The sequence below is a fragment of the Natrinema zhouii genome (assembly GCF_013456555.2).
GTDB lineage: Archaea > Halobacteriota > Halobacteria > Halobacteriales > Natrialbaceae > Natrinema > Natrinema zhouii.
This window is the reverse complement of record NZ_CP059154.1, coordinates 2,098,723-2,123,670: the sequence shown is the minus strand read 5'-3', so window position 1 is coordinate 2,123,670 and position 24,948 is coordinate 2,098,723. Positions and strand designations below refer to the sequence as shown.

28 protein-coding genes are annotated in these 24,948 nt (G+C 64.6%); 16 read left to right on the top strand and 12 right to left on the bottom strand.

What is annotated here, in order from left to right:
* Window positions 1-50: 50 nt before the first annotated feature.
* Both HYG81_RS29195 and HYG81_RS29190 read right to left on the bottom strand, forming a co-directional pair.
* The gene (locus HYG81_RS29195) at window positions 51-566 is read right to left on the bottom strand and encodes a redoxin domain-containing protein (RefSeq protein ID WP_180839618.1); all 516 of its coding nucleotides are present in this window, start codon (window positions 564-566) and stop codon (window positions 51-53) included.
* Window positions 566-871, bottom strand: a complete 306-nt coding sequence (locus tag HYG81_RS29190; protein ID WP_180839617.1) for a glutathione S-transferase N-terminal domain-containing protein — start codon at window positions 869-871, stop codon at window positions 566-568. The genes HYG81_RS29195 and HYG81_RS29190 overlap by 1 nt, the downstream gene beginning before the upstream one ends.
* A gap of 113 nt (window positions 872-984) precedes the next feature.
* On the opposite strand from HYG81_RS29190, the gene HYG81_RS29185 reads away from it, so the two are divergent.
* Window positions 985-2,391, top strand: coding sequence for a hemolysin family protein (locus tag HYG81_RS29185; RefSeq protein ID WP_180839616.1), 1,407 nt, complete (start codon window positions 985-987; stop codon window positions 2,389-2,391).
* A gap of 4 nt (window positions 2,392-2,395) precedes the next feature.
* Here the strand turns inward: HYG81_RS29185 and HYG81_RS29180 are convergent, their stop codons facing one another.
* The 3 genes from HYG81_RS29180 to HYG81_RS29170 form a co-directional block, all read right to left on the bottom strand.
* Window positions 2,396-3,127, bottom strand: a complete 732-nt coding sequence (locus tag HYG81_RS29180; RefSeq protein ID WP_180839615.1) for a hypothetical protein — start codon at window positions 3,125-3,127, stop codon at window positions 2,396-2,398.
* Between the two features lie 127 nt (window positions 3,128-3,254).
* Window positions 3,255-4,448: an inorganic phosphate transporter gene (locus HYG81_RS29175; RefSeq protein ID WP_180839614.1), complete on the bottom strand. Its 1,194-nt coding sequence runs from the start codon at window positions 4,446-4,448 to the stop codon at window positions 3,255-3,257.
* A gap of 90 nt (window positions 4,449-4,538) precedes the next feature.
* On the bottom strand, window positions 4,539-5,261 hold the full coding sequence (locus HYG81_RS29170; RefSeq protein ID WP_180839613.1) for a DUF5828 family protein: 723 nt from the start codon (window positions 5,259-5,261) through the stop codon (window positions 4,539-4,541).
* 201 nt (window positions 5,262-5,462) lie between these two features.
* Here HYG81_RS29170 and upp point away from each other — a divergent pair, with 201 nt between their 5' ends.
* Window positions 5,463-6,140 carry a uracil phosphoribosyltransferase gene (upp, locus tag HYG81_RS29165; RefSeq protein ID WP_180839612.1) on the top strand — a complete coding sequence of 226 codons (678 nt, stop codon included), beginning with the start codon at window positions 5,463-5,465 and terminating at the stop codon, window positions 6,138-6,140.
* An 81-nt stretch (window positions 6,141-6,221) separates the two neighbouring features.
* The gene (locus tag HYG81_RS29160; protein WP_180839611.1) at window positions 6,222-6,599 is read left to right on the top strand and encodes a cupin domain-containing protein; all 378 of its coding nucleotides are present in this window, start codon (window positions 6,222-6,224) and stop codon (window positions 6,597-6,599) included.
* A 53-nt stretch (window positions 6,600-6,652) separates the two neighbouring features.
* On the opposite strand, the gene HYG81_RS29155 is transcribed toward HYG81_RS29160, so the two are convergent.
* On the bottom strand, window positions 6,653-6,853 hold the full coding sequence (locus HYG81_RS29155; RefSeq protein ID WP_180839610.1) for a YgaP family membrane protein: 201 nt from the start codon (window positions 6,851-6,853) through the stop codon (window positions 6,653-6,655).
* Between the two features lie 192 nt (window positions 6,854-7,045).
* Between HYG81_RS29155 and HYG81_RS29150 the strand changes: the two genes are divergently transcribed.
* Window positions 7,046-7,894: a hypothetical protein gene (locus tag HYG81_RS29150; RefSeq protein WP_180839609.1), complete on the top strand. Its 849-nt coding sequence runs from the start codon at window positions 7,046-7,048 to the stop codon at window positions 7,892-7,894.
* Window positions 7,895-7,939: 45 nt separating this feature from the next.
* Here HYG81_RS29150 and HYG81_RS29145 read toward each other — a convergent pair whose 3' ends face one another.
* A complete protein-coding gene (locus HYG81_RS29145) occupies window positions 7,940-8,557 on the bottom strand; it encodes an IMPACT family protein (protein ID WP_180839608.1) in 618 nt (205 codons plus the stop codon).
* 172 nt (window positions 8,558-8,729) lie between these two features.
* On the opposite strand from HYG81_RS29145, the gene HYG81_RS29140 reads away from it, so the two are divergent.
* The gene (locus HYG81_RS29140) at window positions 8,730-9,152 is read left to right on the top strand and encodes a DUF7522 family protein (RefSeq protein WP_180839607.1); all 423 of its coding nucleotides are present in this window, start codon (window positions 8,730-8,732) and stop codon (window positions 9,150-9,152) included.
* A gap of 10 nt (window positions 9,153-9,162) precedes the next feature.
* Here HYG81_RS29140 and trpY read toward each other — a convergent pair whose 3' ends face one another.
* Window positions 9,163-9,666 carry a TrpY family transcription regulator gene (gene trpY, locus HYG81_RS29135; protein WP_180839606.1) on the bottom strand — a complete coding sequence of 168 codons (504 nt, stop codon included), beginning with the start codon at window positions 9,664-9,666 and terminating at the stop codon, window positions 9,163-9,165.
* A 151-nt stretch (window positions 9,667-9,817) separates the two neighbouring features.
* Between trpY and HYG81_RS29130 the strand changes: the two genes are divergently transcribed.
* Entirely contained in the window at window positions 9,818-10,684 is an 867-nt protein-coding gene (locus HYG81_RS29130; protein ID WP_180839605.1) for a hypothetical protein, read from the top strand.
* A 12-nt stretch (window positions 10,685-10,696) separates the two neighbouring features.
* On the opposite strand, the gene hisB is transcribed toward HYG81_RS29130, so the two are convergent.
* A complete protein-coding gene (hisB, locus tag HYG81_RS29125; RefSeq protein WP_180839604.1) occupies window positions 10,697-11,284 on the bottom strand; it encodes an imidazoleglycerol-phosphate dehydratase HisB in 588 nt (195 codons plus the stop codon).
* A gap of 274 nt (window positions 11,285-11,558) precedes the next feature.
* Between hisB and HYG81_RS29120 the strand changes: the two genes are divergently transcribed.
* Window positions 11,559-11,825, top strand: coding sequence for a DUF8028 family protein (locus HYG81_RS29120; protein ID WP_180839603.1), 267 nt, complete (start codon window positions 11,559-11,561; stop codon window positions 11,823-11,825).
* A 104-nt stretch (window positions 11,826-11,929) separates the two neighbouring features.
* Entirely contained in the window at window positions 11,930-13,426 is a 1,497-nt protein-coding gene (locus HYG81_RS29115) for a TrkH family potassium uptake protein (protein ID WP_180839602.1), read from the top strand.
* Between the two features lie 234 nt (window positions 13,427-13,660).
* Here HYG81_RS29115 and hisA read toward each other — a convergent pair whose 3' ends face one another.
* Window positions 13,661-14,410 carry a 1-(5-phosphoribosyl)-5-[(5-phosphoribosylamino)methylideneamino]imidazole-4-carboxamide isomerase gene (gene hisA, locus HYG81_RS29110; RefSeq protein ID WP_180839601.1) on the bottom strand — a complete coding sequence of 250 codons (750 nt, stop codon included), beginning with the start codon at window positions 14,408-14,410 and terminating at the stop codon, window positions 13,661-13,663.
* 118 nt (window positions 14,411-14,528) lie between these two features.
* Between hisA and HYG81_RS29105 the strand changes: the two genes are divergently transcribed.
* Both HYG81_RS29105 and HYG81_RS29100 read left to right on the top strand, forming a co-directional pair.
* Window positions 14,529-16,388, top strand: coding sequence for an SLC13 family permease (locus tag HYG81_RS29105; protein WP_180839600.1), 1,860 nt, complete (start codon window positions 14,529-14,531; stop codon window positions 16,386-16,388).
* Window positions 16,389-16,550: 162 nt separating this feature from the next.
* Complete coding sequence (locus HYG81_RS29100) at window positions 16,551-17,714, top strand: inorganic phosphate transporter (protein WP_180839599.1); 1,164 nt, start codon at window positions 16,551-16,553, stop codon at window positions 17,712-17,714.
* Between the two features lie 83 nt (window positions 17,715-17,797).
* Here HYG81_RS29100 and HYG81_RS29095 read toward each other — a convergent pair whose 3' ends face one another.
* Entirely contained in the window at window positions 17,798-18,379 is a 582-nt protein-coding gene (locus HYG81_RS29095; protein WP_180839598.1) for a hypothetical protein, read from the bottom strand.
* 361 nt (window positions 18,380-18,740) lie between these two features.
* Between HYG81_RS29095 and HYG81_RS29090 the strand changes: the two genes are divergently transcribed.
* The 5 genes from HYG81_RS29090 to HYG81_RS29070 all read left to right on the top strand — a co-directional run bounded on the left by HYG81_RS29090 (window position 18,741) and on the right by HYG81_RS29070 (window position 23,122).
* Window positions 18,741-19,922, top strand: a complete 1,182-nt coding sequence (locus HYG81_RS29090; RefSeq protein ID WP_180839597.1) for an inorganic phosphate transporter — start codon at window positions 18,741-18,743, stop codon at window positions 19,920-19,922.
* A 297-nt stretch (window positions 19,923-20,219) separates the two neighbouring features.
* Entirely contained in the window at window positions 20,220-20,609 is a 390-nt protein-coding gene (fer, locus tag HYG81_RS29085; RefSeq protein ID WP_180839596.1) for a ferredoxin Fer, read from the top strand.
* 412 nt (window positions 20,610-21,021) lie between these two features.
* Window positions 21,022-21,420: an ArsR/SmtB family transcription factor gene (locus HYG81_RS29080; protein ID WP_180839595.1), complete on the top strand. Its 399-nt coding sequence runs from the start codon at window positions 21,022-21,024 to the stop codon at window positions 21,418-21,420.
* Window positions 21,413-22,588 (top strand): ACR3 family arsenite efflux transporter, encoded by a 1,176-nt coding sequence (gene arsB, locus HYG81_RS29075; RefSeq protein WP_180839594.1) that lies wholly within the window; start codon window positions 21,413-21,415, stop codon window positions 22,586-22,588. Before HYG81_RS29080 ends, arsB begins: the two co-directional genes overlap by 8 nt.
* An 87-nt stretch (window positions 22,589-22,675) precedes the next feature.
* Complete coding sequence (locus HYG81_RS29070) at window positions 22,676-23,122, top strand: low molecular weight phosphatase family protein (protein WP_180839593.1); 447 nt, start codon at window positions 22,676-22,678, stop codon at window positions 23,120-23,122.
* 52 nt (window positions 23,123-23,174) lie between these two features.
* Here the strand turns inward: HYG81_RS29070 and HYG81_RS29065 are convergent, their stop codons facing one another.
* On the bottom strand, window positions 23,175-23,687 hold the full coding sequence (locus tag HYG81_RS29065; RefSeq protein WP_180839592.1) for an HPP family protein: 513 nt from the start codon (window positions 23,685-23,687) through the stop codon (window positions 23,175-23,177).
* Between the two features lie 191 nt (window positions 23,688-23,878).
* Between HYG81_RS29065 and HYG81_RS29060 the strand changes: the two genes are divergently transcribed.
* A complete protein-coding gene (locus HYG81_RS29060) occupies window positions 23,879-24,907 on the top strand; it encodes an A24 family peptidase (protein ID WP_180839591.1) in 1,029 nt (342 codons plus the stop codon).
* The last annotated feature ends 41 nt before the right edge of the window (window positions 24,908-24,948 follow it).

The following is a 24,948-nucleotide window of genomic DNA, read 5'->3' as shown; positions in this document are numbered from 1 at the left end:
TCGGCGGATGTCGGGCAAAAAGGTATCGGGAACTGCGGGCGAGACGGTCGCTACTCGAGTCCGAGTTCGTCCTCGAGGGCGTCGTAGTCGGGGAAGTCGGGCCAGTCGGTGGCGACCCACGCGCCCTCGACGGTGCGATCCGCGTCGAGCGCGAAGAAGGCGACTCGCGGTTCGCTGACGCCGGTCATTCCGTCGAGGTTGTGGTCGATCCCGTACGACGCCGCGACCTCGTTCCCGGGATCGCTGAAGAAGGTGTAGGGGTAGTCGTTGTCCCCCAGAAAGCGCTTGACACCGTAGGGAGTCGATGCCGTGACGCCGACGACCTGGCCCGCGCGCTCGTCCCAGTCGCGTTCGGCGATCTCGTCCCAGACGTATTTCGCGACGAAGGAGCCGGTCATCGGCGTGAAGACGAGGATCGTTCGACCGTCGCCCTCGCCGACCAGGTCCGACAGCGTGCGGTCCTCCCAGAACTCGTCGGTGACAAGCGGCCGGGTGAATTCGGGGGCTTCCTCGCCGGGTTCGGGGTGGTCCGCCGGGCCGAGTTCGACGACCTCGAAGTCCGGCATCAGTCGTCACCTCCGGTGTCTGCCGCAGCCGCGTCGGGGCGGTCGCCCTCGCCGTAGGTCGACTCAAGGTAGCCGACGATGTTGGCGCTCTCCGCCATCGTGACACCCGTATTCTGGTCGACGATGACGGGAACGGTCCGAACGCCGGCGACGCGTTTGACGACGTTCCGTTCGGAGTGCATCGGTTCGACGAACCGCGATCGGTACGAGAGGTCGTACTCGTTCAACAGCCGGGTGACCCGCTCACAGTACGGACAGCCTTGGAGCCGGTAGAACGTGATCGGTGGCTCGGCGGTCTCGCTCATAGACGAATGTTAGGGCAAAGGGCCGGGTAAACGTGTCGTCGCCGGCGGCGATATCCGTAACCGATCGTAAAATGGGAAACGGTTAACCGATCCGGCTATAAGCCTGTACATCAATGGCGTTGTCTCCGCTGTTTGTGGTTCCGTTGGCCGCCTATGAGGTCCCAGTCGTAGGTGTCGGGTTCGATCAGTCGACAGTAACGATTCTCGGGGCGGTCGCTATCGCCGTCCTCATCGCACTCTCCGGATTCTTTTCCTCGTCGGAGATCGCGATGTTCAACCTGCCGAAACATCGCCTCGAGGGGATGATCGAGAACGATATCCCCGGCGCGGATCTGGTCAAAGGGCTCAAGGACGACCCCCACCGGCTGCTCGTGACGATTCTGGTCGGCAACAACATCGTCAACATCGCGATGTCTTCGATCGCGACGGCGATCCTGTCGATCCACTTCGGGGGACTGGTCGGGGTCTTACTGGCGACGTTCGGGATCACCGCCCTCGTCTTGCTGTTCGGCGAGAGCGTTCCCAAGTCCTACGCCGTCGAGAACACCGAGACGTGGTCGATCCGCATCGCGAAGCCGCTGAAAGCCACGGAGTATCTGCTGTTTCCGCTGATCGCCATCTTCGACTACCTCACTCGACAGATCAACAGGCTCATCGGCTCGACGGGCGCGATCGAGTCGCCGTACGTCACGCGCAACGAGATTCAGGAGATGATCGAGTCCGGCGAGCGCGAGGGGGTCCTCGAGGAGGAAGAACACGAGATGCTCCAGCGGATATTCCGCTTCAACAACACGATCGTCAAGGAAGTGATGACTCCGCGACTGGACATGACGGCGGTCCCGAAAAACGCCGAGATCGACGAGGCCATCGAAACCTGCATCCAGAGCGGCCACGCCCGCGTGCCGGTCTACGAGGGGAGTCTCGACAACGTCCAGGGAGTCGTCCACATCCGCGATCTCGTCCGCGATCTCAACTACGGCGAGTCGAAGAACGACGAACTCGAGCTCGCGGATCTCATCCAGCCGACGCTGCACGTCCCCGAGTCGAAGAACGTCGACGAGTTGCTGACCGAGATGCGCGAAAACCGGATGCACATGGCGATCGTCATCGACGAGTTCGGTACCACCGAGGGGCTGGTGACGATGGAGGACATGATCGAGGAGATCATCGGCGAGATCCTCGAGGGCGGGGAGGACCAGCCGATCGAGGAGATCGACGCCGATACCGTCCTCGTCCGGGGCGAGGTCAACATCGAGGACGTCAACGAGTCCCTCGAGATCGACCTCCCCGAGGGCCAGGAGTTCGAGACCATCGCTGGCTTCATCTTCAACCGCGCGGGGCGACTCGTCGAGGAGGGCGAGGAGATCACCTACGACGGCGTCCGCATTACGGTCGAGTCCGTCGAGAATACGCGCATCATGAAAGCCCGCCTCAAGAAACTCGAGATCGCGGACGCGGAACCGGAAGCGGACGAGGAACCGGGGGCCGCCCCGCTCGAAGTCGACGAGAACGACGAGTGACCGATCAGTGCTGCGAGTCGACGAGCGCCGCGACGTCGCGTGCGACGGCGAGGGGGACGACGATTCGTCGCGGCCCCTGGACGTACTGGCCGTCCGGCTGGGCGTACGTGAGCGTCAGCACGGCACCGTCTCCGATCGGCCGGATCGAGACGGCGTCGATCACTGCGAGGTCGATCGCCTGCTCGGGTTCGTAGAGGTAGATCGTTCGGTCTTTTCGGTCGAGCGTGCCGACTGACTGGAGGAACGAGGCCAGCACGAGCGCGGCGAGCGCGAACGGAATCAACAGTGCGGCCAGCCCGGTGAAGGGGCCGGCACCGACGGCCAGCAGCTCGTTTTGCGAGACGTACCGACCGACTCCCATCAGCGCGCCGATGACCGCTCCCATGACGACCGCACCGACGGCGGCGTCCATCGCACGATCCAGTTTCGTCCCCGACGGGACGGCAACGGGGAGTCTGCGGGTGAGCCGCTCGAGGTGGCGTTCGGTGTCGTCCGCCGCGGCGAGGGCGAGGACCGTCGCGGCCAGCGCGGCGATGAAGGCGATAACGACGGCTCCGCCACCGACCTCGCCGGCGACTCTGTACAGTCGCCAGCAGATGACGGTACCGATCGCGGCGAAGAAGGTGCCGACGCCGAAGCTCCAGCAGAGTCGAATAGCGCGCGAGGTGCTCGCGTCGCGTCGCCACTGCGTCGTCTCGTCGGGGGTTTCGGTGACGTCGACGGCGTCCTCGTCCATACTCGCACTCGCGACCCGTCGTGTAAAGACCGTTCGATGTCGCTCGACTCGTACGGTCTGCTGTCCCTGTACCGACGCATTCGCATAGCGGGCCGCGGGTGCGCCGAACTGATTATAGTCGTCCGTCTCAGAGCAAGATCGCAGCGACTGCAGCGTAGCCGACGTAGGAGACGACGATCGAGCCGGCAAGCGAGCCGACCCACGCGAGCACGGTAAAGCCCATCTTGCGAGGGCTGACGCCGCCGCCCGCGCCGGCCGCGGCGTAGCCGCTGCCGATGATCGCGCTGACGATGATCTCGTTGAACGAGACCGGGATGCCGTAGAAGACCGCGGCCTGTGCGATGATAAAGGAGGGGATGAGCGCGGCGATCGAGCGCCGCGGCCCGAGCGAGGAGTAGTCCTGCGAGATCGCCTTGATCATCCGCGGTGCGCCGGTCCACGACCCGATCAGGAGCCCGAAGCCGCCGCCGACGAGCATCGCGATCAGCGGTAGCTCGAGCTCGCCCGAGAGGGGGATCAGCGGACCGATCGCCAGCCCGACCTGACTGCCGCCGGCGGAGAACGCGACGAGTCCGCCGAGGATGAGCAGGAAGTGTCGCTCGCCGCGTTCGGTCCCGTTGTTGAGATCCAGCGCGATCGCCCCCGCCCAGGCCGCCGCGATGACAAGCGTCGCGGCGGCGGTCCCGGCGATCGCCGGGCCAGGGAGCGAACCGCCCGCAACCTGTGCGATCGATGCTCCACCGGCGCCCGGCGAGCCGAGAATCGCGAACTCGATGTTAGCGACGATCGCGCCGACGACGGCGGCCAGCACGACGATGAGGTACTCCTCGGCGACCACTTCGGCGCGGAGGGCCCGGGCAACCGCGTAGGCGATGCCGCCGCCGACGAACGGCGTCAGCACCCACAGCGTGGCGATCTCGGTGTACTTCGCCCACGCCGGGTCACCACCCATGGCAAGCCCGGTTCCGATCACCGCCCCTGTGACCGTAAACGCCGTCGCTATCGGATACCCCGTGAAGATCCCGATCGCCACCAGTCCGGCCGCGATGAGCAGGGCGATCGTCGCGGCGAGCGACGACAGCGTCACGCCACCGATCAGTCCGGTCCCGACCGCCTCGGAGACGTTCGCACCCTGCAGCACCGCGCCGGCGAAGCCGAGCAGTCCGACGAGAAAGCCGGCTCGCATTACCGAAATCGCGTTCGCACCGACGGCCGGCGCGAACGGGGTGGACCCGCTCGAGCCGGCACCGATCGCCCAGGCCATAAACAGACTCGCGACTGCGGCCACAGCGAAGGTACCGAACGTGGCGATATCGACCATCTACCCGGTCCCTATTAGCGGCCCCTACAAGTGTGTGCCGACTGTCGGCCGACAGTAACGGACGCTGGCAGCGTGCAACGGTCGGCTCGCTCAGTTCGTCGTCGACCTCGAGTTGTCATCGGGTTCAGGTGGCGGCTCCGCGCCCTCGATCGCTTCGGCGGCGTCGGTGTCCTTCTCGACTTCGACGTGCCAGCGGTCGACCTCGTCTTCGTACTCGGCGAGCCGGTCGGAGACCGCCTCCTTGAGTTCGTCGTCGTTGACGTTGACCTCGAAGACGAACTGCTCGCCGTTGCCGCCGTTGCGCGTCGACTGCTGGACGTTGGCGCTGACGAGTTCGTTGTCGAAGTAGTAGGGCGCGAGCTGGGTCATCACGTTCTGGTAAACCGTGTCCTCGACCCGGCGCAGGGCCTTGCGGCTCGCGGAGTCGGCCGCCCGCGCGACGTAATCGATCGACTCCTTCCAGTTGTCCATCGCGCCCTCAGCGTCGTCCTCCTCGAGTTGTTCGTACGACTCCGAGAGTTTCTCGCCGGCGGTCTTGATGTCTTCGTCCGGCTCCTTGCCGGCTTTTTCGCCTTTGCCCTCCTCGACGCTGGCCTGATCGGCGGTCTTTTCGCTGACGTCGGAATCGAGGGTTTCGTGAGCCTTGGGGCGCCACTCGTCCCATTCGTCGAACGCGTCGGTGTAGCGCGCGTCGGCGTCCCGATCCGGATCGTGGACGCCGGCGTCTCGAAGCGCGCGCGTAATCCGCTCGCCGTGTTCGACGATGTCGCCCCAGTCACCGCGAACCTTGAACCCCGAGATGCTCTCTTCCATTCGGCTGGCCGACTGATAGCGTGCGGACAGGTATAAACTTCTCTGCCGTCACCCGCCTGTACTGGTGGAACCGATCGATCGGCCTGTATTTGGACTGTGGTAACGCCCCGCTCATATCCAAGCGGTGTCTCGAGACGGCGCACTGGTCCCCGACCACGGCTGATCGATACTGTGAACTACCCGGCGAGTGGCTGTTGGAATATGACGATCGAAGACCGGGATAACGCCCACCTCATCACGCACGCACTGGCGAAGGACACGCTCTCGCGCCTGCGCGACGTCGAAACCGAGCAGGTCAGCTTCCGCAAGGGGCTGGTCAAGCTCGGCCGAATCTGTGGCTACGAAATCATCGACGGCCGGATGGAGACCGAGTACGTCGAGATCGAGACGCCCCTCGAGGCCACCATGGGCGAGCGCGTCCGCGGCCTCGACGACGTCGTGATCATCAACGTCCTGCGCGCCGCGACGCCGTTCGTCGAGGGGCTGTTGAAGGCCTTCCCGCGAGCGCGACAGGGTGTCATCAGCGCGAGTCGGAACGAAGAGGCCGGCCGCGCCGAGGACGGCTCGTTCCCCATCTCGGTCGACTACGTGAAGCTGCCCGAGATCCACGAGGAGGACACGGTTATCATCGCCGATCCGATGCTCGCGACGGGGAGTACGATGTGTACCGTCCTCGAGCACATCGTCGACAACGCGGTCCAGCCGGAGAACCTGATCGTCCTCTCGGCGGTTTCGGCGCCCGAGGGACTGCTCCGCGTCAACGAGGAGTTCGGTGAGGCCGACCTGCTGACGGTGTCGATCGACGACCGCCTCGACGAGGACGGCTTCATCGTCCCCGGCCTCGGCGACGCCGGCGACCGGGCGTTCCGGACGACCTGACGGATCGCCCACCAATTGGCTACCATGGGGCCGCTCGACGAGCCCCGACGGACTTTTGCGGATCGGCCCGAATCGAACCGCATGAACTACAGCGTCGTCGATCCGGACGACCTCGAGCACGTCGATGAACGACCCTGCGATCTCCGCCGACTGAGCGAGGCCGCCGGGATGGACAACGTCGCGATCAACCGCTTCGACGCGGAGCCGGGCGAACAGCTGCCGCTGGCCTACCACTATCACGAAACGCAGGAAGAGGCGTTCGTCGTGCTCTCGGGCACGCTGCACGTCGAGACCCCCGAGGGCGAACTCGAGGTCCCGGCGGGTTCGATGTTCGCGGCCGAACCCGAGGCACCGCACCGGGCCTACAACCCCGAAGACGCCGACGGCTCGGTCTCTGTCGTCGCCATCGGTGCTCCGCCGGCCGACGATGACGCCGTGGCGTACGACCCTGACGAGTAAGCGGGTAGCAAGCGCGCGTTCTCGAGCGGCGTGTTCGGCTCTCTGCGCTGCCGTCACTCGGTCCCACAGGTGTCGATACCGAGAAACGAATTCACCGGGCAGCGCTGGATGACTGCGGTCGCGAGGAGGTCGCTTCCGGCGATGAATACGAGCGAACCGAGCGTCCGATTTCGGTTTTGGTAGCCGACCGCGAGGAGTATCGCTGCGAGGATGACGCGGCCGAGGCGGTCGAATCCACCCACGTTTCTGTCCATGTTTCGGCGAAGGAGCGAGACGCGGATATCGATGACCCTTGCAACCCCTTCGTTTCCGGTCGAACCCCACCGCAGTCTGCGGGATCTCTCGTCGATCGATCCAGACGAACCGGTCATCGAACGGACGGTCACAGCAGTACTATCCACGATAGTAACCATACCATTTTAACACGAACGGACGTAGGGCCGTCTATGACTGGCGACCGGCACACCGGAACGGCGAAAGCGGCGTTTCGACTCGCGTTCGCCGGCTACGTCGGCACGCTCGTTGCCGGGCTTGTCGCGATCGCCACGACACTCACGGAGCCGACTCGGATCGCTGTCACCGGGGCGGCCGCGGTCGGTCTCTTGGGCGGCGCGCTCGTGGGCATCGTCCTCGCGAGACGTCACCGCGAGCTCCCGACGCACCTCGGCCGAAGCCGGCTTCGACGGACTGCCCTTCCCGTCTCGGCGACACCGTTCGGCGTCGCTGTCGGCGCTGCGCTCCTCGGCTGGCTCGAGCTCCGGATCGTCGTCGCGGCGCTTGGTGTCGCCGTGGCGGTCACCGGTTACGTCGTCATGCGGCTGGCAGAGACCTGCTACGTCGATTCGCTCACCGACGACAAGCCCGCTGCGACGTGGCAGTGGGAGCCGCCGGGGACCCCGAAACTGGACGCGATCGTTCTCGCCACGTGGCTGCTCCTGGGTGCGGTCAATGCCGTCACCGCTGACTGGCTGCTGTCGATCACGTGGACGGGACTCGCACTGTTCTGGGCGGCTACCAGCCTCGCCGAGGGGCGGTGGCGGGTCGGATCGCTGGGCGACGCGCCCGAACTCCGCGTCCACGAAGCCGGACTCGTCGAGCAACGACCGTACACGCGGTCGCTCGTGCGGTGGTCCGAAATCTCGCACGTCCGACTGCGCGAGGACGAACTCGTTCTCGATCGCGGCCTCTTCGACGTGCGCTTCGGGCGCGACCAACTCGCCGACCTCGAGGCCGCACGGACGGAGATCGAACGTCACCGTCAGTCCCTCGGAAACGGCGCACCCGGAACGCCGTAACGCGGCCTCGAACCGGTCGGTATCGATCACCGGTTCTGTTTCCAGTCACTCGAGGTCGGCTCGACCGCTCGTCGCGCTCCGAAGGCGATCCCGTAGCGCCTCGCCGTCGGCGATCGGGACGCGAACGTCGAAGCTGACGTCCACCTCGTAGTCGGCCTCGAACTCGTAGCCCTCGCTCTCGAGAATCGAGCGGACGGTCCCCGAGTCGTCGTACGCGACGGTAATCGAGACCCGTTCGTGCGGTCGTTCCTCGACGATCTCCGCCGCTTCGACGGCCGCTTTCACCGCGCGGGAGTAGGCCCGGACGAGGCCGCCGCCGCCGAGGTTCGTGCCGCCATAGTAGCGCGTAACGACGACCGCGCAGTTCTCGAGGTTCTGCTGTGCGAGGACGTTCAGCGCCGGTTTGCCGGCCGAGCCGGAGGGTTCGCCGTCGTCGCTCGAGTACTCCCGGAGAAAGTGGCCGTCGGTCTCGTCGTCGCCGACTCGCACGCGATACGCGGGGACGTTGTGGGTTGCATCGGCGTACTCCTCGCGAACGGCGTCGACGAACGCCTCGGCCGCGTCGACGGACTCGACGGGGCGGACGTGGCCGATGAACTCCGAACCCTGGACGACGAACTCCGCGCTGGCGGCGGTCGCGACGGTCCGGTAGGCGCGACTCACAACCGATCACCGCGGAGCCCTCGGAGCCATTCGGTTTCGACGCTGCGCATGGCGGTGATTCGCCTGCCGGCAAAAAGAGCCCGTTGATCCCCGTCTACGCCGGCCCCGGCACCCCTCCGTTAGTTTCGCTGGCACCCATACGCTATTAGTCTCGGATGCTATGTGTGCACACATGGATGGCGATGCAATCGATTCCGAGCTCGCGGAGGAACTTCACAGCGTCTGTCGGACGGCGGTCGGAGACGAACTACGGAGTATCACCTACTTCACGGAGGACGAGGTCGAACAGCTCTACCTCCGATCCGATCTCGAGCAGACCGCCGATCTCATCGGTTTCGCTGACCACGAGCGGCTGGGCTTTCACTCGCAGTCGGCCTACCGAAACACGCAACTCGGCGAGTACGAGGCGACGATCCGCATGTTCGAGAACGGCTTTCTCTCGCGAGTGATCCGGGGTCCCCACGGCATCTGGGTGACGACGGACGACATGTCGATCGAGCGCTTCGAGGAACTCACGACCGCGCTCGCGTCGGTGCTCGACGAGTTCGCGGACGCCGTCGACACCGCTCCCGACATGGGCGAGGCCGACGACTGAACCGCGCGGGCTACTGGAGTTCGATCTTTCGGACGAACTCGAGGTCGCGGATCTCGGTGATCGCCTCGCCCGGAAGCGTTTCGTCGGTGATCAGGTAGAGTCGGGGCTCGTCGGTGAACTCGGGGTCCTCGCTGATGGTCTGGCGGATCGAGATGCCGTTGTCCGCGAGTGTTCCCGTGACCCGCGCGACGATTCCCTCCTGTTCGGCGTCGTCGACGGCGATCGACAGCACCGTCAGATCCAACACCGGCGCGAGGTCCATCAGGCTCGGTACCTGCGAGATGTTCTGGAAGATGCGCCGGAGTTCGGGATCCTCGAGGATGACGTCGGTCGTCGAGTCGACGACGCGTCGGTCGACGCCGATCTCGCGAGCGATTCCTGTATTCGGAATTTCGATGCCGCCCGAGACGACCCGTCCGTCGTCGTTGACGGAGAACCCCCGCTCGAGCAGCAGGCGGATTACGGCCTGCTGACTCGGCGACCCCTCGAACTTCTCCATAATCTCGTCGAACATTCGTTGTCGGGTGTACGCACCCGTCAGTATAATGCCCGGTGATCGATCTCGCACGCTGTCGTCCATCGCATCTCGAGCGGCGGAAATGAAACGATAGCGTGACCGTCCGTCTGACAGATGCTTTTTTACCGTCTCCGCGAGAGCCGATACTATGCGCGCACTCCGAAGCTGTGATTTCTGCGCCGACGATGCCGTCGGCGCGTTCGAAATCGTCCCGCCCGAACTCGAGCCAACGGAGGCCGAACAGCGACGCGTCGTCTGCTGTCCCGACTGCAGGGACCGACTCGAGACGCTACTCGAACCGCTGCTCGCCCGCGCCGGTGCCGAGACCGACGTCGACGCTGACGCCGAAACTAATACGGCTGACGTCGAGCCCGATATGACAGACGCCGAGGCTCTCGATGCGACCGACGAGGAACCCACTGTTGATGAGTCGGTTCTCGCCACCGTCGACGACTCGACGGCGACTCGATCTCGAACCGCCGGTTCGAACGCGACTGTCTCCGACGGTGCTGCCAGCCATAGCGCCGATTCAAACGCCGACGAAGCGGAGCCGACCCGCACCGAAGACGAGTCGGACGCCGCCTCGAGTCTCGAGGAGGGAATCACGTTCGAGCGCGACGAGCATGCGCCCGACGAAGAGCCGGCAGCCGACGCTGAGCCGGCGGCTGGTACCGAAACAGCGACTGCTGCCGAAACGGCCGACGCCGAAACGGTTGCTACCGATTCGACGGGCGCAACCGGGACTGCGGACGCAGCCGACGCTGACGACCAATCGGAGTCGGTATCCGACTCCGACGACGGAGACTCGACGTCCGCGTCGACCCGCCCACCGGCGACCTACAACAAGGTCATCCGGCTCCTTCGGAACCGCGAGTTCCCCATGGAACGGAGCGACGTCGAGGCGCTCGCTGCCGGAGCCTACGATCTCGAGGCTCACGAGGTCGAGGCGATCATCGACTACGCCATCGAGGACGGAGAGTTCGTCGAAAAGCGGGGGGCGCTTCGGCGTCCGTAGCGACCCGGCCGACTAGAGCGTGCCCTTCGTGCTGGGCGTCCCCTCTCGGCGGTCGTCGATCCGCGTCGCGTCGTCGAGCGTTCGGGTCAGCGCCTTGAACAGCGCCTCGACCTCGTGGTGGGCGTTCTCGCCGGTGACCTCGAGGTGGAGCGTCAGTCCGGCGTTCATCGCCAGCGATTCGCCGAAGTGCCGCGCCATATCGCTGGTGAACTCGCCGATTTCCGCCTGCGAGAAGCTCCCGTCGAAGTAAAACCGCGGTCGACCGCTCACGTCGACGACGGCACCCGCGACGGCCTCGTCCAGGGGTACCCTCCTGTCGGCGTATCGGACGATCCCCGATCGGTCGCCCAGCGCCTCGTCGAACGCCTCGCCGAGGACGATCGCCACGTCCTCGACCGTGTGGTGATCGTCGATCTCGAGGTCGCCGTCGCACTCGATCTCGAGGTTGAACAGCCCGTGTTTGGCGAACGATGTCAGCATGTGATCGAAGAAGCCAATGCCGGTGTCGACCGCGGCCGAACCGCTGCCGTCGAGCTCGAGCGTACACTCGATCGTCGTCTCGGCTGTCTCGCGCGTCCGGGTCGCTGTTCGCTCGCTCATGACGAATTCATGCCGCCCCCGGTACAAGGGGATTCCGCTCGTCTCCCCGCTGGCCGCCGGCCGCCGCTCTGAGGGTGGGCCCGACTAATTCAGAGGCAATCCCGGGAAAATGGCGTAGAATGGATAGTAAAACGTCTAACGGTTTCTGACGCTGTTTGAAAACAACAGTACGATCACACTATTGCGGTAAAACGGCCCGAAACGACGACAATATTCGTGCCATTATATGATCCGAAGAGTGAATGTCGTGAATACGAAAAGGTGTCTCGTCTCGATGTCCAATCACTCCCCCGTTTCAAACGAATCGCTCGCTCCGTCAGCCCCTGAGTCGGAGCCCCAGCACGACCGAAGTCGGATACTCCGGTCAGTCAAAGGTCCTGCCCAGTTCCTCTCGTTCTGGGTCGCTATCGCACTTCCCTTCGTGCACCTCCCTCTCCTCGCACAGGGACTCGGCGATCCGGCGGTGACGCTGGCGTTCGTCGTTCTGTTGACGGCGAACGTCTTCGCGCTCTATCTGGGACACGGCTACAACCAGCACTGAGAGTCGGTTCGCGGTTACCGGTCACGTTTTCCCCGATTGCCACGCGTTTTCGTCAGTCCCGTTCCGAACCGTTATCCCTTCCGTGAACAACGTGGTGGTACTAGATGGCGTTTCGCGTCGATTGGCGCTCGAGTTGTAGCCTCACCGGAACGATCCTGAAGTGGCTCGCCGTTCCGCTAGGCGGGCCGCTCGCGCTCGCGCTGGTGGACGGCGACGCCCTGCTCCCGTTCGCCGTCACCATCGTCGTTACCGTCGTCCTCGGCATCGGGCTCGAGGCGCTGACCGACGACGTCGAGATCGGACAACGGGAGGCGTTCCTGATGGTCGCACTGACGTGGCTCGGCGTCGCGCTGGTCGGCGCGATTCCGTTTCTCGTCGCGGGCGACGGCGTGCTCGCGCGGCCGGTCAACGCCGTTTTCGAAAGCACGAGCGGCGTGACGACGACCGGCGCGACCGTGATCGCGGATTTCAGCGTCCACTCCCGGGCGATCATGCTCTGGCGGGCGATCCTCCAGTGGCTCGGCGGTCTCGGAATCCTGATCGTCGCGATCGGTCTCTTTTCGCATCTGCTCGTCGGCGGTGCCCAGCTGATGGAGACCGAGTCTCAGACGCAGAACGTTCACAAGCTCCATCCCCACCTTGACCAGACCGCTCGCCTCATCTGGGGACTGTACGTCGGGCTGACAGTCCTCACGACGGGCGCTCTCTTCGCGCTCCACCTCGTCGGGCTCGCGCCCGAGATGACCCTCTACAACGCCGTTTCGCACGCCCTGACGAGCGTCTCCACGGCCGGTTTCTCACCCGAACCCGACAGCATCGGGGCGTTCTCGCCGGCGATCCAGTGGACGTTGATTCCGGTGATGATCGTCGGCGCGACTAACTTCGTGCTGCTCTATGCCATCACCCAGGGCGACTTCCGACGGCCGCTCGAGTCCGCCGAGTTTCGCTTTTACGCCGGCATCCTCGCGTCGATTACGACGATTGTCATCGCCATGCTCGTGCTCGACCCCGATCTCGCGATGGGGCTCGAACCGACGATCCGCCACGGACTCTTCAACGTGGTGTCCATGGTGACGACGACGGGCTACGCCTCGGCGAATTTCGATCTCTGGTCGCCCGGCGCGAAGCACATGCTGTTCCTCTGTATGTTCACCGGCGGGATGGCCGGGTCGACGACGTGCTCGATCAAGTCGCTTCGCTGGCTGGTCATCCTCAAGGCGTTTCGCCGGAACCTGTTTACCGCCGTTCACCCGGACGCCGTTCGGCCGCTCCGTCTCGACGACACGGTGGTCGACGAGGAGACCATCGGGGACGTCTTCACGTACGTTATGCTCGCGCTCGTGATCTTCTTCCTGCTGACGGTCGTCATCGTCGTCGACGCCGCTCGCGTCGGCAATCCCGTCGACGAGTTCGACGCCCTCGGTGCGGCCGCCTCGATCTTCCTCAACATCGGCCCCGCGTTCGGCGTCGCCGGCCCGTTCGACAACTACCTAGCCTTCTCGCCGCTCACTCGCACCGTGATGATCGTCATGATGTGGATCGGCCGCATCGAGATCCTCCCGGTGCTCGTCCTGTTGACGCCGGAGTTCTGGCGATCCTAAATTTTGCTCTGCGGGCCGCCTTCGGCGGCCCTCGGCAAAATTTAGTATAAAAGCACTCCTCCTTCCTCTCCGCTCACTTCGTTCGCTCCGAATCAGTCGTCGGCCCGCTCGCTCGGCCTGCGGCCTCGCTCGCGGTGACTATCGGGAAACCGCCTGCCCTCCCCCGAGTCACACGGCTCTCGCGTTGCTCGAGCCGTGCTCCCGGCCGCTGGAAATAGCCCGAAACGAGCAGTCCTATTCGGCGTCGACCGCAGCCTGCGCTTCCTCGAGCGTGAAATTCCCCTCGTACAGCGCGCTGCCGACGACGACCGCCGCCGCGCCGGCCGCTTCGAGCGCTCGGACGTCCTCGAGCGTCGCCACACCGCCGCTGGCGATGACGGGGATATCGGTCGCGTCGACCAGTTCGCGGACGGGATCGGTCGCCACGCCCTCGAGTTGCCCCTCGACGTCGACGTTCGTAAAGAGGATCGCGGCGGCCCCGAGGTCGTCGTACCGCTGTGCGGCCTCGACGGGCGAGATTCCCGCACCCTCGGTCCAGCCTTCGACGACGACCTCGCCGTCCTTCGCGTCGAGGCTGACGACCACGCTATCGGGGTGTGCTTCGCTGATTTCGGCCACAATGTCTGGGTTCTCGACCGCCGCAGTACCGAGAATGACGCGGTCGACGCCGCGCTCGAGCACGTCGATCGCGCCCTCGGCGGTACGGATCCCGCCGCCCAACTGGGTCGGGACGTCGACGGCGTCGATCACCGCGTCGATGGCGGTCGCATTCCGCCGTTCGCCCTCGAATGCGCCGTCGAGGTCGACGAGGTGCAGCGTCCTCGCGCCAGCGTCGATCCACCGCCGAGCGGCCTCGACGGGATCGCCGTAGGTCTTCTCCGTGCCGCGTTCCCCCTGAACGAGCTGGACGACCTCGCCGTCCTGTATGTCGACCGCCGGAATCACCTCGAACCCCTCGAACTCGCCGCTCGTATCGTCGCTCATACTCGAGTGCGCGAGGCCGGCGCGAGTAAAGGCGACGGTTTCGCGGAACGACCATCGCCTCGATACTGTCCGTCTTTTCAACAGAATTATTACATGTATGGTCGGTGTGGGCCGTCTCATGCCGCTGTCGGCGTGCTATTTCCTCGCACAGGCGACTGTACCCCGATCCGACGTGACGACCGATATGCTCGTCGTGTTCGGCGTCGTCGGTCTCGCGCTCGTCCTCTTTCTCACCGAGCGCCTGCCGATTGACGTGACCGCGATCTTGCTGATCGTGGTGCTGGTCGTGCTCGAGCCCTGGACCGGCGTCGATCCCGAGACCGGCATCTCGGGCTTTGCGAACGAGGCGACGATCACGGTCCTGGCGATGTTGATCCTGAGCGGCGGCATCAGCCGGACCGGAGTCGTCCAGGAACTGGGCCGTCGGATGGCCGCGTTCGCGGGCGAAAGCACTCGAAAGCAGGTGTTCGCGACCGTCGCCGCGACCGCCCCCGTTTCCGGCTTTCTGAACAATACGCCGGTCGTCGCGTTGCTGGTACCGGTCGTTACCGATGTCGCGAACAGGGGGAACACGTCGCCGTCGAAGCTGTTGATCCCGCTTTCCTACGCCTCGCAGCTGGGCGGGATGCTCACGCTCATCGGCACCTCGACGAACATCCTCGCGAGCGATATCAGCGCACGACTCGGCTCCGAGTACCCCGAACTCCACCGGTTTTCGATGTTCGAGTTCACGCAGCTGGGGGCCATCGTCGTCGTCGTCGGCTCGCTGTACCTGATCTTCGTCGGTCACTATCTCTTACCCGAGCGAGTCCCGCCGCGGACCGACTACCTCGAGGAGTACGCGGTCGAGGACTACATCGCCGACGTCGCGGTCGTGCCGGGCTCCCCGCTCGCGGGCGGAACGGTTCGCGATGCGACCACAGCGCTCGGCCCCGATATCGACGTGGTGCAGGTCGTCTGCGACGAGGAGCGGTCGATCGCACCGCGACAGGGGACACCCCTCGAGGAGGGCGACGTCCTCGTCGTCCGGACCGACCGCAACGCGATTACGGCTCTCGAGGACGCCACCGGTGTCGAATTGGTCGGCCGCCCGGACGGAGCCACGGCCGCTATGACAGCGGCCGACGGCGTCCTCACGGAACTGGTCGTCTCGCTCGATTCGCAACTCGTGGGCGAGCATCTCGACCTCGAGTGGTTTCGCGAGGAGTTCGACGCCGCCGTGCTCGGGTTGCGGAGTCGGGGCGAACTCGTCGGTGAGCGCATCGTCGGCAAGCGCCTCGCCGTCGGCGACACGCTACTCGTTCAGGCATCGCCGGACGCGCTCGACCGACTCGCCCGCGGGGACGACGTAATCGTCGCCCGCGAACCGCCCCGGCCCGACTACCGCACGGAGAAGGCACCGATCGCCGTCGCCATCATGCTCGGTGTCGTCGTCGTCGCCGCCCTCGAACTATATCCCATCCTCATCTCTGCGCTCGCGGGCGTCGTCGCGATGGTTGTCACGGGCGTGCTCGAGCCCAACGAGCTCTACGACGCCGTCGAGTGGGATATCATCTTCCTGCTGGCGGGCGTGATCCCGCTGGGGATCGCCCTCGAGGAGAGCGGCGGAGCGGCGCTGCTCGCGTTCGCGGTCGTCGAGGCCGCGGGACCGCTTCCCGAAATCGTGGTTCTCTGGTTGTTCTACCTGCTCACAGCGCTGCTGACCAACGTCATCAGCAACAACGCCAGCGTCGTCCTCCTGATTCCCGTCGCGGCAGCGGCGGCCGCGGGGATCGGCGCGAATCCGTTCGCGTTCGTGCTCGCGGTGACCTTCGCCGCGAGCACCGCGTTTCTGGGCCCGATCGGCTACCAGACGAATCTGTTCGTCTACGGCCCCGGCGGCTACCGCTTTGGCGACTACGCCCGGATCGGAGCGCCGCTCCAGCTAGTGCTCTCTCTCGTGACCGTCCTCGGAATCGCGATCTTCTGGGGAGTGTGAGTGGACCCGCAGACTGCCGTGACGCGAGCTGTCAGCCGAACCGTCGGCCGAGGGGTTCGCGCCGATAGTCCACGACAGTGTCGCTGGAGTGCAGTATCGCGGCGCTCTCGCTGGGATCGATTTTCAGTACTTCTTTCAGGAGCATCCCTGTACTACCGATGAATGGTCGAAACCGTTCTGCTGGTGGGAATCGTCGCCTCGATTTTCGTCGGATTCAATATCGGCGGCTCATCGACCGGGATCGCGTGGGGACCCGCTGTGGGCGCCGGGCTCCTCAGCAAGGCGTCCGCGGCCGGACTGATGACGTTCTTCGTCTTCCTCGGCGGCTGGACCGTCGGCCGAAACGTGATGGACACGCTCAGCGGCGACATCATCACGATCGAAATCTCGCTTGCGGCGGGCGTCGCCGTTCTCTTCTTTATCGGACTGGGGATTCTCATCGCGAACATCTTCGGCGTCCCCGTCCCGACGTCGATGACAACTGTCGGCGCGATCGCTGGACTGGGGCTGGCAACGGGGACGGTCGACTTCGAGACCATCGGCTGGATCATCTCGTGGTGGATCGTCACGCCGATCCTCGCCCTCTGGATCGGCGCGTTCGTCGGCCGGTACATCTACCCGGAACTCAACCGACGGTTCGAGATCTCGGCGACCGAGGGGCCGTTGCTCACCCTCGAGCGGACCGGATCGTTTCCGTCGATCGACCTCGGACCGAACACGACCGGTCAGGAACTCGTCGGGACGATCGTCGTCCTCATCATCGGCTGTTACATGGCGTTCAGCGCCGGTGCGAGCAACGTCCCGAACGCCGTTGCGCCGCTGGTCAGCAGCGGCGCGCTCGGGGCCGACAGTGCGATAATCATCGCAACCATCGCGATCGGGATCGGCGGTTTCACTATCGCCCGCCGAACGATGGAGTCCGTCGGCAGCGAACTCAGCGATATCCCGTTACTGGCAGCACTGGTCGTCATGATAACCGCGTCGACGATCACGACCCTGCTCTCGGCGGCCGGGATTCCGATCAGCCTCGTGATGGCCTCCGTGATGACGATCGTCGGCCTCGGCTGGGGGCGAGCCACCCGTCCCGTCACGGCTCGAGACGCCGTTCGCGGTCAGGTGGACGCGGAGATGTCGATGGGCGCACTGAAGACAGAGCCCGAGGCCCCGATCACGCGGATCGGTGAGGAAGAGCCCGAAGAGGTCTTGAACGCGGGCGATCTCTTCAACCCGCGGGCCATCATGAAGTACGTCTCGATGTGGATCATCGGTCCGTCGATGTCGACGATCCTCGCCTACGGGTTCTTCGTCGCGGTTCCGTTCGTCTGAGGCCCGTAGCGGTTAGTCTGCTCTCGATCGTCGGTCGCCGTTGATCGCCCGCATTCTCGTTCCGATGACAGCCTTGGAACCGGTCAGTCCTCAGTACGGTCGTCCTGATCGCTGTCGGCCGATTCCTCGAGCAGTTCCTCGACTTCATCCTCTCGCGGCCGGCGGTCGACGCGCTCGTCGACGGAGTTGACCTTCGCCTGTACCTCCTCGAGTTGATCGCCAACCGTCTCTTCGACCGTCTCACTCACCGTTTTCTCGACCGTTTCACCGACTGTCTGATCCACCGTCTCTTCGACGGTCTCGCTCACCGTTTTCTCGACCGTTTCACCGACTGTCTTGTCCACCGTCTCCTCGACGGTCTCACTGACGGTTTGTTCGACGGTCTCTCCGACGGTCTTATCGACCGTTTCTTCGACCTGTTTCTCGACGGTCTCACCGACGGTTTCCTCGACCGACTTCTCGACGGTTTCCTGCACGGTCGACGTCATCCAGTCGGGATCGAACCGGGCCATCTTCCAGACGACGTGGAGCACGTACGAAGCGAACACGCCGAGCCCAAACGTCAGTCCGACCCGAATATCGAGCGTTGCGATGAGGACGACAGCGAGCAGAATCAATCCGCCGTACGCGAGATCGATGATCGCGTCGATACGCGCCGGTCTCATAGCCGACCAGCAGTCGCGACCGTCTCGATCAGCGCGGTCTCAGCCCTCGAGGCGAGAGACTCGTTCTTTGGATCGCCGTCCGACTCGACTGCGTGCACGCATGACAACATGATGTTATACTACACGGTCCGATTCGGTGAAACCCTTTGGGATCGCAGGTCATAGCCGAGCGTTGCCGCTGGCGTTTTCGCCCCGATTGCTTTGGCTCGTGTCCGTTCGAGTGGTGTATTTCTGAGCCATCGATACGACGCTCGAGCGGGTCACTTCCCTCTAGTTTCGGTCGGTGTACCGGCAACTGACAACTCGACGAACCGACCGTGAATAGTCGCGTTTTTAGGGTCGGCTCGCGTGACTACTGAACGTGCCGGAAGTACTGCTTATCATAGGGATACTCACGGCGATCTTCGTCGGCTACAACATCGGTGGGTCGACGACCGGTCCCGCTTTCGGGCCGGCTGTCGGCGCGAACGTGATCACGAAGGTGATGGCCGCCGGACTGATGTCGATTTTCTTCTTCGTCGGGGCCTACACCATCGGCCCACAGGTCGTCACCACGCTCGGTGAAGAACTCGTCACCGACACCTCGATCTTCACGCTGCGCTCGAACGTCGCCGTCCTCTTTTTCATCGGCGGCGCGCTGTTCGTCGGCAACTACGCCGGCGTCCCCGCCTCGACGTCGATGACCGCGGTCGGAGCGATCGCCGCGCTGGGCTTTGCGACCGGCGAACTCGACCTCGAGGTACTGGGCGAAATCGTCATCTGGTGGGTCGTGGCACCGATCACCGGCTTCTGGGTCGCCGGCGTCGTCGGGCGGTACTTCTACCCCCGAATCAACGCGTGGGTCGCCATCGAAGGGACGCAGGAGGGGCGGCCGATGGTCACGATCGACCGATCGGGGCTCGCCCCGCGACTCCGATTCGGCGCTGACGCCACTCGTCGGGAAATCACGGGTGCGATGATCGTCGTCGGTATCGGCTGTTTGATGGGTTTCGCATCGGGGACGAGTAACATTGCCAACGCGATCGCGCCGATCTACGGCACCGGTGACGTCGACATGGTGCCGCTGATCCTGATCGGGTCGGCGGCGGTCGCGGTCGGGTGCTTTACCATCGCTCGCCGCACCCTCGACACGCTCGGGAACGACATCACGAACCTCCCGCTGACGGCGGCGATCGTGGTCGCCGTGATCAGTTCGGGGATCGTCGTGGGGCTCTCGTCGATCGGTATCCCCGCGAGCTTCGTCGTCATCGCGACGATGAGCATCGTCGGGCTGGGCTGGGGACGGGCCACTCGAACGACGACCCTGTCGGGAGTCAGAGCCGGCGAGGAAACGCGCGTTTCGGTCGGTGCGCTGACCGCCGAGGAGGAGGGCGAACGCTCCCCCCAGATCGGCGAGGAAGAGCCCGAAGATATCCCTCAGGCGTCGGACCTGTTCGATCCCTCGACGACGGCCCGCGTCATCCTCATGCAGAACGTCGTGCCAGCGATCTCGACGATCGGTGCCTATCTCACGTTTCGATTCGTGCCGATATTCGGCTTTTGACGGGCCGCTAACCGACTGCTTTCGGTCCCGTTCGACTGTCACAACGGCGTAGTGGGTAGCCGTGAGACTCCGTCCGTGTCCGTGCTGCCAGTCAGAATCACGACACCAGTTCCGAACCCGGCAACAAACGCCCCGGTACTGCGACTACGTTCGAACATTTCTTTTTTCTCTCCCGTTCGATTCACGATCTTGTACCGAATCGGCGCATTCTTTCCTTCGAATTGGTCACTTCTGTTCCAAAGCTGATTGCGGACTGAACAGCAAGCTATACCAATGCGGGCCACGAACCGCAGAGTGATGCCCACGGTAGAATACCTCAATTACGAAGTACTGGACGACCAGGGCTGGGACATGGACGACGACGACCTCTTCGGCGAGGCCGCTGATGCCGGCCTCGACGAGGAGGACTACGGCACGCTCGACGTCGCCGAGGGCGAATACATCCTCGAGGCGGCCGAAGCACAGGGCTACGACTGGCCCTTCTCGTGTCGCGCCGGTGCCTGTGCGAACTGTGCCGCGATCGTCTTCGAGGGAGAGATCCAGATGGACATGCAGCAGATCCTCTCCGACGAAGAAGTCGAGGAGAAGGACGTCCGCCTGACCTGTATCGGATCGGCCGAAACCGACGAGGTCAAGATCGTGTACAACGCAAAGCACCTCGACTACCTGCAGAACCGCGTCATTTAAACCGCGACCAGCGGGTTCGACGTGCGATCGTCTTCCCCCGTCTCCGGGGCGTATTTTCACATCTTCCGCCAAACCGTACCATCCGACTACCACCCGGTTCGCCGTTCTGCCGTCCGAATCGAATGGACGGTGATCCGGCCGTCTGTTCGTTTTTGTGACGCTCGAGTGAGACTGAGAGAGTCGTTCACTCCCAGTCATCGCTCGGTCACTGTGCAGTTCTTCTCGCCCCTTGGCCCGATTCGAGTGCTGCGTGGTGGTTGTCGTGAATGGGGTTGCCACACCATCTTCACTTGCGAAAGTACTCAACAACCAATTTTACAATTCTGCGTAAAAGCGGTACCAACCGCTATATAGCTGGCTATACAGGTTCTAACCGAAACTATTACTTGAACAGTCTCTCAACTAACTGCTGATGGCACACGCGACGGAACGGCTACAACGATATCTCGAGGACGAACTCGAGGCCTGCCGCGACGAGGACGTCAATCGGCGGCTCGGGGAACTCGAGACGCTCGAGGCGGCGCTCGGTGCGGACCAGATCGACGCCGAACTCGCGGTACTCTCGGCGCTGGCGAACGAGACGCGGTACACGCTCGTGCGGGTCCTCGTCGCGGCGGGGGAGGAGCTCTGCGTCTGCGAACTGAACGCGGTCGTCGACGTGACCGAGAGCGGACTCAGCCACGCCCTCTCCCAACTCGTCGACGCGGGGCTCGTCGACGGCCGGAAGGACGGCCGCTGGAAGAAGTATCGGGCGACGAACCGGGCGGTGGCCCTCGTGACCGTCCTCGAGGGAAGCGTGGGAGATGAGTAACGCAGTCCACGAGCACGGACCGAACTGCGGCTGTGAGAGCTGCGGCGATCCGCGGTCGATGGACTTCCTGGACAAGTATCTGACCGTGTGGATCTTCGCGGCGATGGCCGTCGGCGTCGGGCTGGGATACGTCGCGCCGGCAGTGACCGAGCCGATTCGGGACCTTCACCTCGTGGAGATCGGACTCGTGGCGATGATGTATCCGCCGCTGGCGAAGGCGGACTACTCGCGGCTCCCGACGGTGTTCGGCAACTGGCGGGTGCTCGGACTGAGCCTGCTCCAGAACTGGCTCATCGGCCCGACGCTGATGTTCGGGCTGGCGGTCGTTTTCTTCGGCGGGCTCGTTCCCGGACTCCCGGCTCGTCCCGAGTACTTCCTCGGACTCGTCTTCATCGGGATGGCCCGGTGTATCGCGATGGTGCTCGTCTGGAATGAACTCGCGGAGGGGTCGACCGAGTACGTGACCGGACTGGTCGCGTTCAACAGCCTCTTCCAGATTGTTACCTACGGGGTCTACATCTGGTTCTTCGGGCTCTTCCTCCCGCCGCTGCTGGGCATGGAGACGCTCGTCGCCGGGATCACGACCTTCGACGTCTCGCCCGTGCAGGTGTTCGAGGCCATCGTGATCTTCCTCGGGATTCCCTTCGCCGCCGGCTTTCTCACCCGTTACGCCGGAACTCGGACCAGAGGCGAGGAGTGGTACGACGACTCGTTCGTCCCCACAATCGACCCGCTGACGCTCGTCGCACTCCTGTTCACCATCGTCGTGATGTTCGCCACGCAGGGCGAGACCATCGTCGCCGCGCCGGGGGACGTCCTCCTGATCGCCGTCCCGCTGACGATCTATTTCGTCGTCATGTTCCTCGTGAGCTTCGGCATGGGACGCGGGATCGGTGCCGACTACTCGACGACGACCGCGATCGGCTTCACCGCCGCGTCGAACAACTTCGAACTGGCCATCGCCGTCGCCGTGGCGGTGTTCGGCGTCGGTTCCGGCGTCGCCTTCGCGACCGTCATCGGCCCGCTTATCGAAGTTCCAGTGTTACTCGCGCTGGTCAACGTCGCGCTGTTCTTCCGGCGCCGGTTCGACTGGAGCGGATCCGATAGCGGTAGCCTCGGGACGACGACGCCCGACTCATCCACCGACGACTCATCCACCGACGACTGAGCCACCGACGACTGACACCAGACTGACCCACCGACGACTGACACCAGACTGACCCACCGACGACTGACACCCACCCCGACCACGATCATGTCACCAACCTCTACGCCGGACGAGCCGATTCGTATCGCCTTCATGTGCGTCCAGAACGCCGGCCGCTCCCAGCTGTCGACCGCGTTCGCCGAGCGCGAACGCGCCCGACGCGGCCTCGAGGACCGCGTCGAAATCCTGACCGGCGGCACCCATCCCGCCGACGGGGTTCACGAGGAAGTGATCGAAGTGATGGACGAGGCGGGGTTCGATATCGCCGACCGAACGCCCCGAGAGATCACGCTCGAGGAGCTTCGGTCGTGTGACTACGTCGCGACGATGGGCTGTTCGACGCTCGAGGTCGGCGACGTCGGCGCGGACGTGGCGATCCGCGACTGGGCGCTCGAGGATCCCGACGGTCGCGACCTCGAGCGAGTCCGCGAGATCCGCGACGAGATCGAAGGACGGGTCGCAGCGCTGTTCGACGAGTTCAGCGACGCACCATAGCCTGTCGCTGGTATTTGTTTGCCTCCGCCAACTTTCGACGGGACTGCCGCGGTTACTGCCCGAGCGGAACGTAGTCACCGAACGACCGCCCGTGCATCACGAGTTTGTGCGCAGCGACGAGGACGACGACGGCGAATACGATGAGCGCCCCGTCGACGATCGAGGAGAGGAGTCCGAGCGAGACGATCAGCGTCGTCGCACAGGCGGGCGGGTGGACCGTCTCGGTCGCGAGCATCCCACCCGAGGTGAGGACGACGGCGACCACACCGCTGGCGACGAACCGAAGCTGTGCGGTCGCGAGCACCGGCGCGGCCGTGGTCACGCTCACGCCGAGATCCGGTGCGAGCGCGTGATATGCGACCAGACCGGCCACGACGCCGATACAGTGACCGCCGATCACTCGTCGAGGCGCGGTCACCTCGCCCTCTCGAACCGTCGCTAACAGAAAAGCGGAGGGCCCTAAACTCGGAAAGATAAACGCCTGCCCGGTTACCCAGGCGAGTAGCCCCGGAACCGCGAGCAGCACGCCGACGTACAGGGTCGAAAACGCCGCGCCTTCCCTCATGCGCGGTGCTTATCAGTGCAAACGGATAGACGTTCACTTTTCATCGGATTATCCCCCGCAGAAGGGCCGTTTCGAACACGACCGCGACGACCGTCAGCTCCGGTCCGACGCGCTCAAGCGCGGACCGAGTAACGAGAGTCGGTTCCGAACGGGCCGAAAACGTAACGGCACCGCGCTTCGGAGAAACGGTCGTGACGCTCGTTGGTGCCATCGGGACGGCGCCGGATCTGCTCCGACTCGTCGCCGTTCCCGTCTTCGCCTGGACCGCCTACCGCGATATCGAGACCAGACGCGTCTCGAGTACCGTCTGGATCCCGCTCTCTCTGCTCGGAGCCGTGTTGTTGGGCTGGGACGGCTGGCTCGCCTGGAGCGCCGGCGGGAACGCCTGGACCTACGAGTTTCTGATTCCGACGGCGATCAGTCTGGGACTGGTCGTTCCGATCGCCTACCTGTTCTGGTGGTTCGGCGGTTTCGGCGGGGCCGACGCGAAAGCGCTACTCGTGTTGGCCGTTCTCTTTCCGACCTTTCCCGAGTACGCGCTCGGATCGTGGTCGTTCCCGACCGCCGGGACGACCGACATCGGCACGTTCTCGTTTACGATCCTGACCAACGCCGTTCTGGTGGGGATCGCGCTGCCGCTCGCCCTCGCGATTCGAAACGCCGCCGCGGGACGAATCGCCCCGGTCATGTTCGTCGGCTGGCCCGTCTCCTGGGAGCGGATTCCGAAGACCCACGGCCGCCTGCTCGAGACGCCGGCGGGACTCTCTCGAGGCGGTCTCGACCTCGACGCGCTCCGGATGTACCTCCGCTGGCGCGGACTCTCGCTGGCCGACGTACGCGAGGATCCCGAGCGGTACCGCGATCCGACGACGCTGCCCGCCGAGCCGAATCCGCCGACCGACGGCGCGGTGACTGCGGCCGTACAGCCACGCGGCGACGGTGGGACGCTCGAGTCGGACGCCGACGACGCTGTCCCTGAACCCGCGGCGGACTCGGACGCGCCCGAGTACGACGATCCGTGGGGTGCCGACGCCTTCCTCGAGGACATCGACGGCTCGGCGTACGGAACGACGCCGGAGACGCTCCGTGAGGGACTCGAGGTGCTCGCGACGGAAGAGACGGTCTGGATCTCGCCGGGAACGCCGTTCCTCGTCCCGGTGTTCGCCGGGCTGGTGATCGCGCTGGTCTACGGCGATTTGTTGTTGGGCACGCTGTTCTAACGGAAGACTCCGTCTCGCTCCCAACTAACCACTCGATGTGC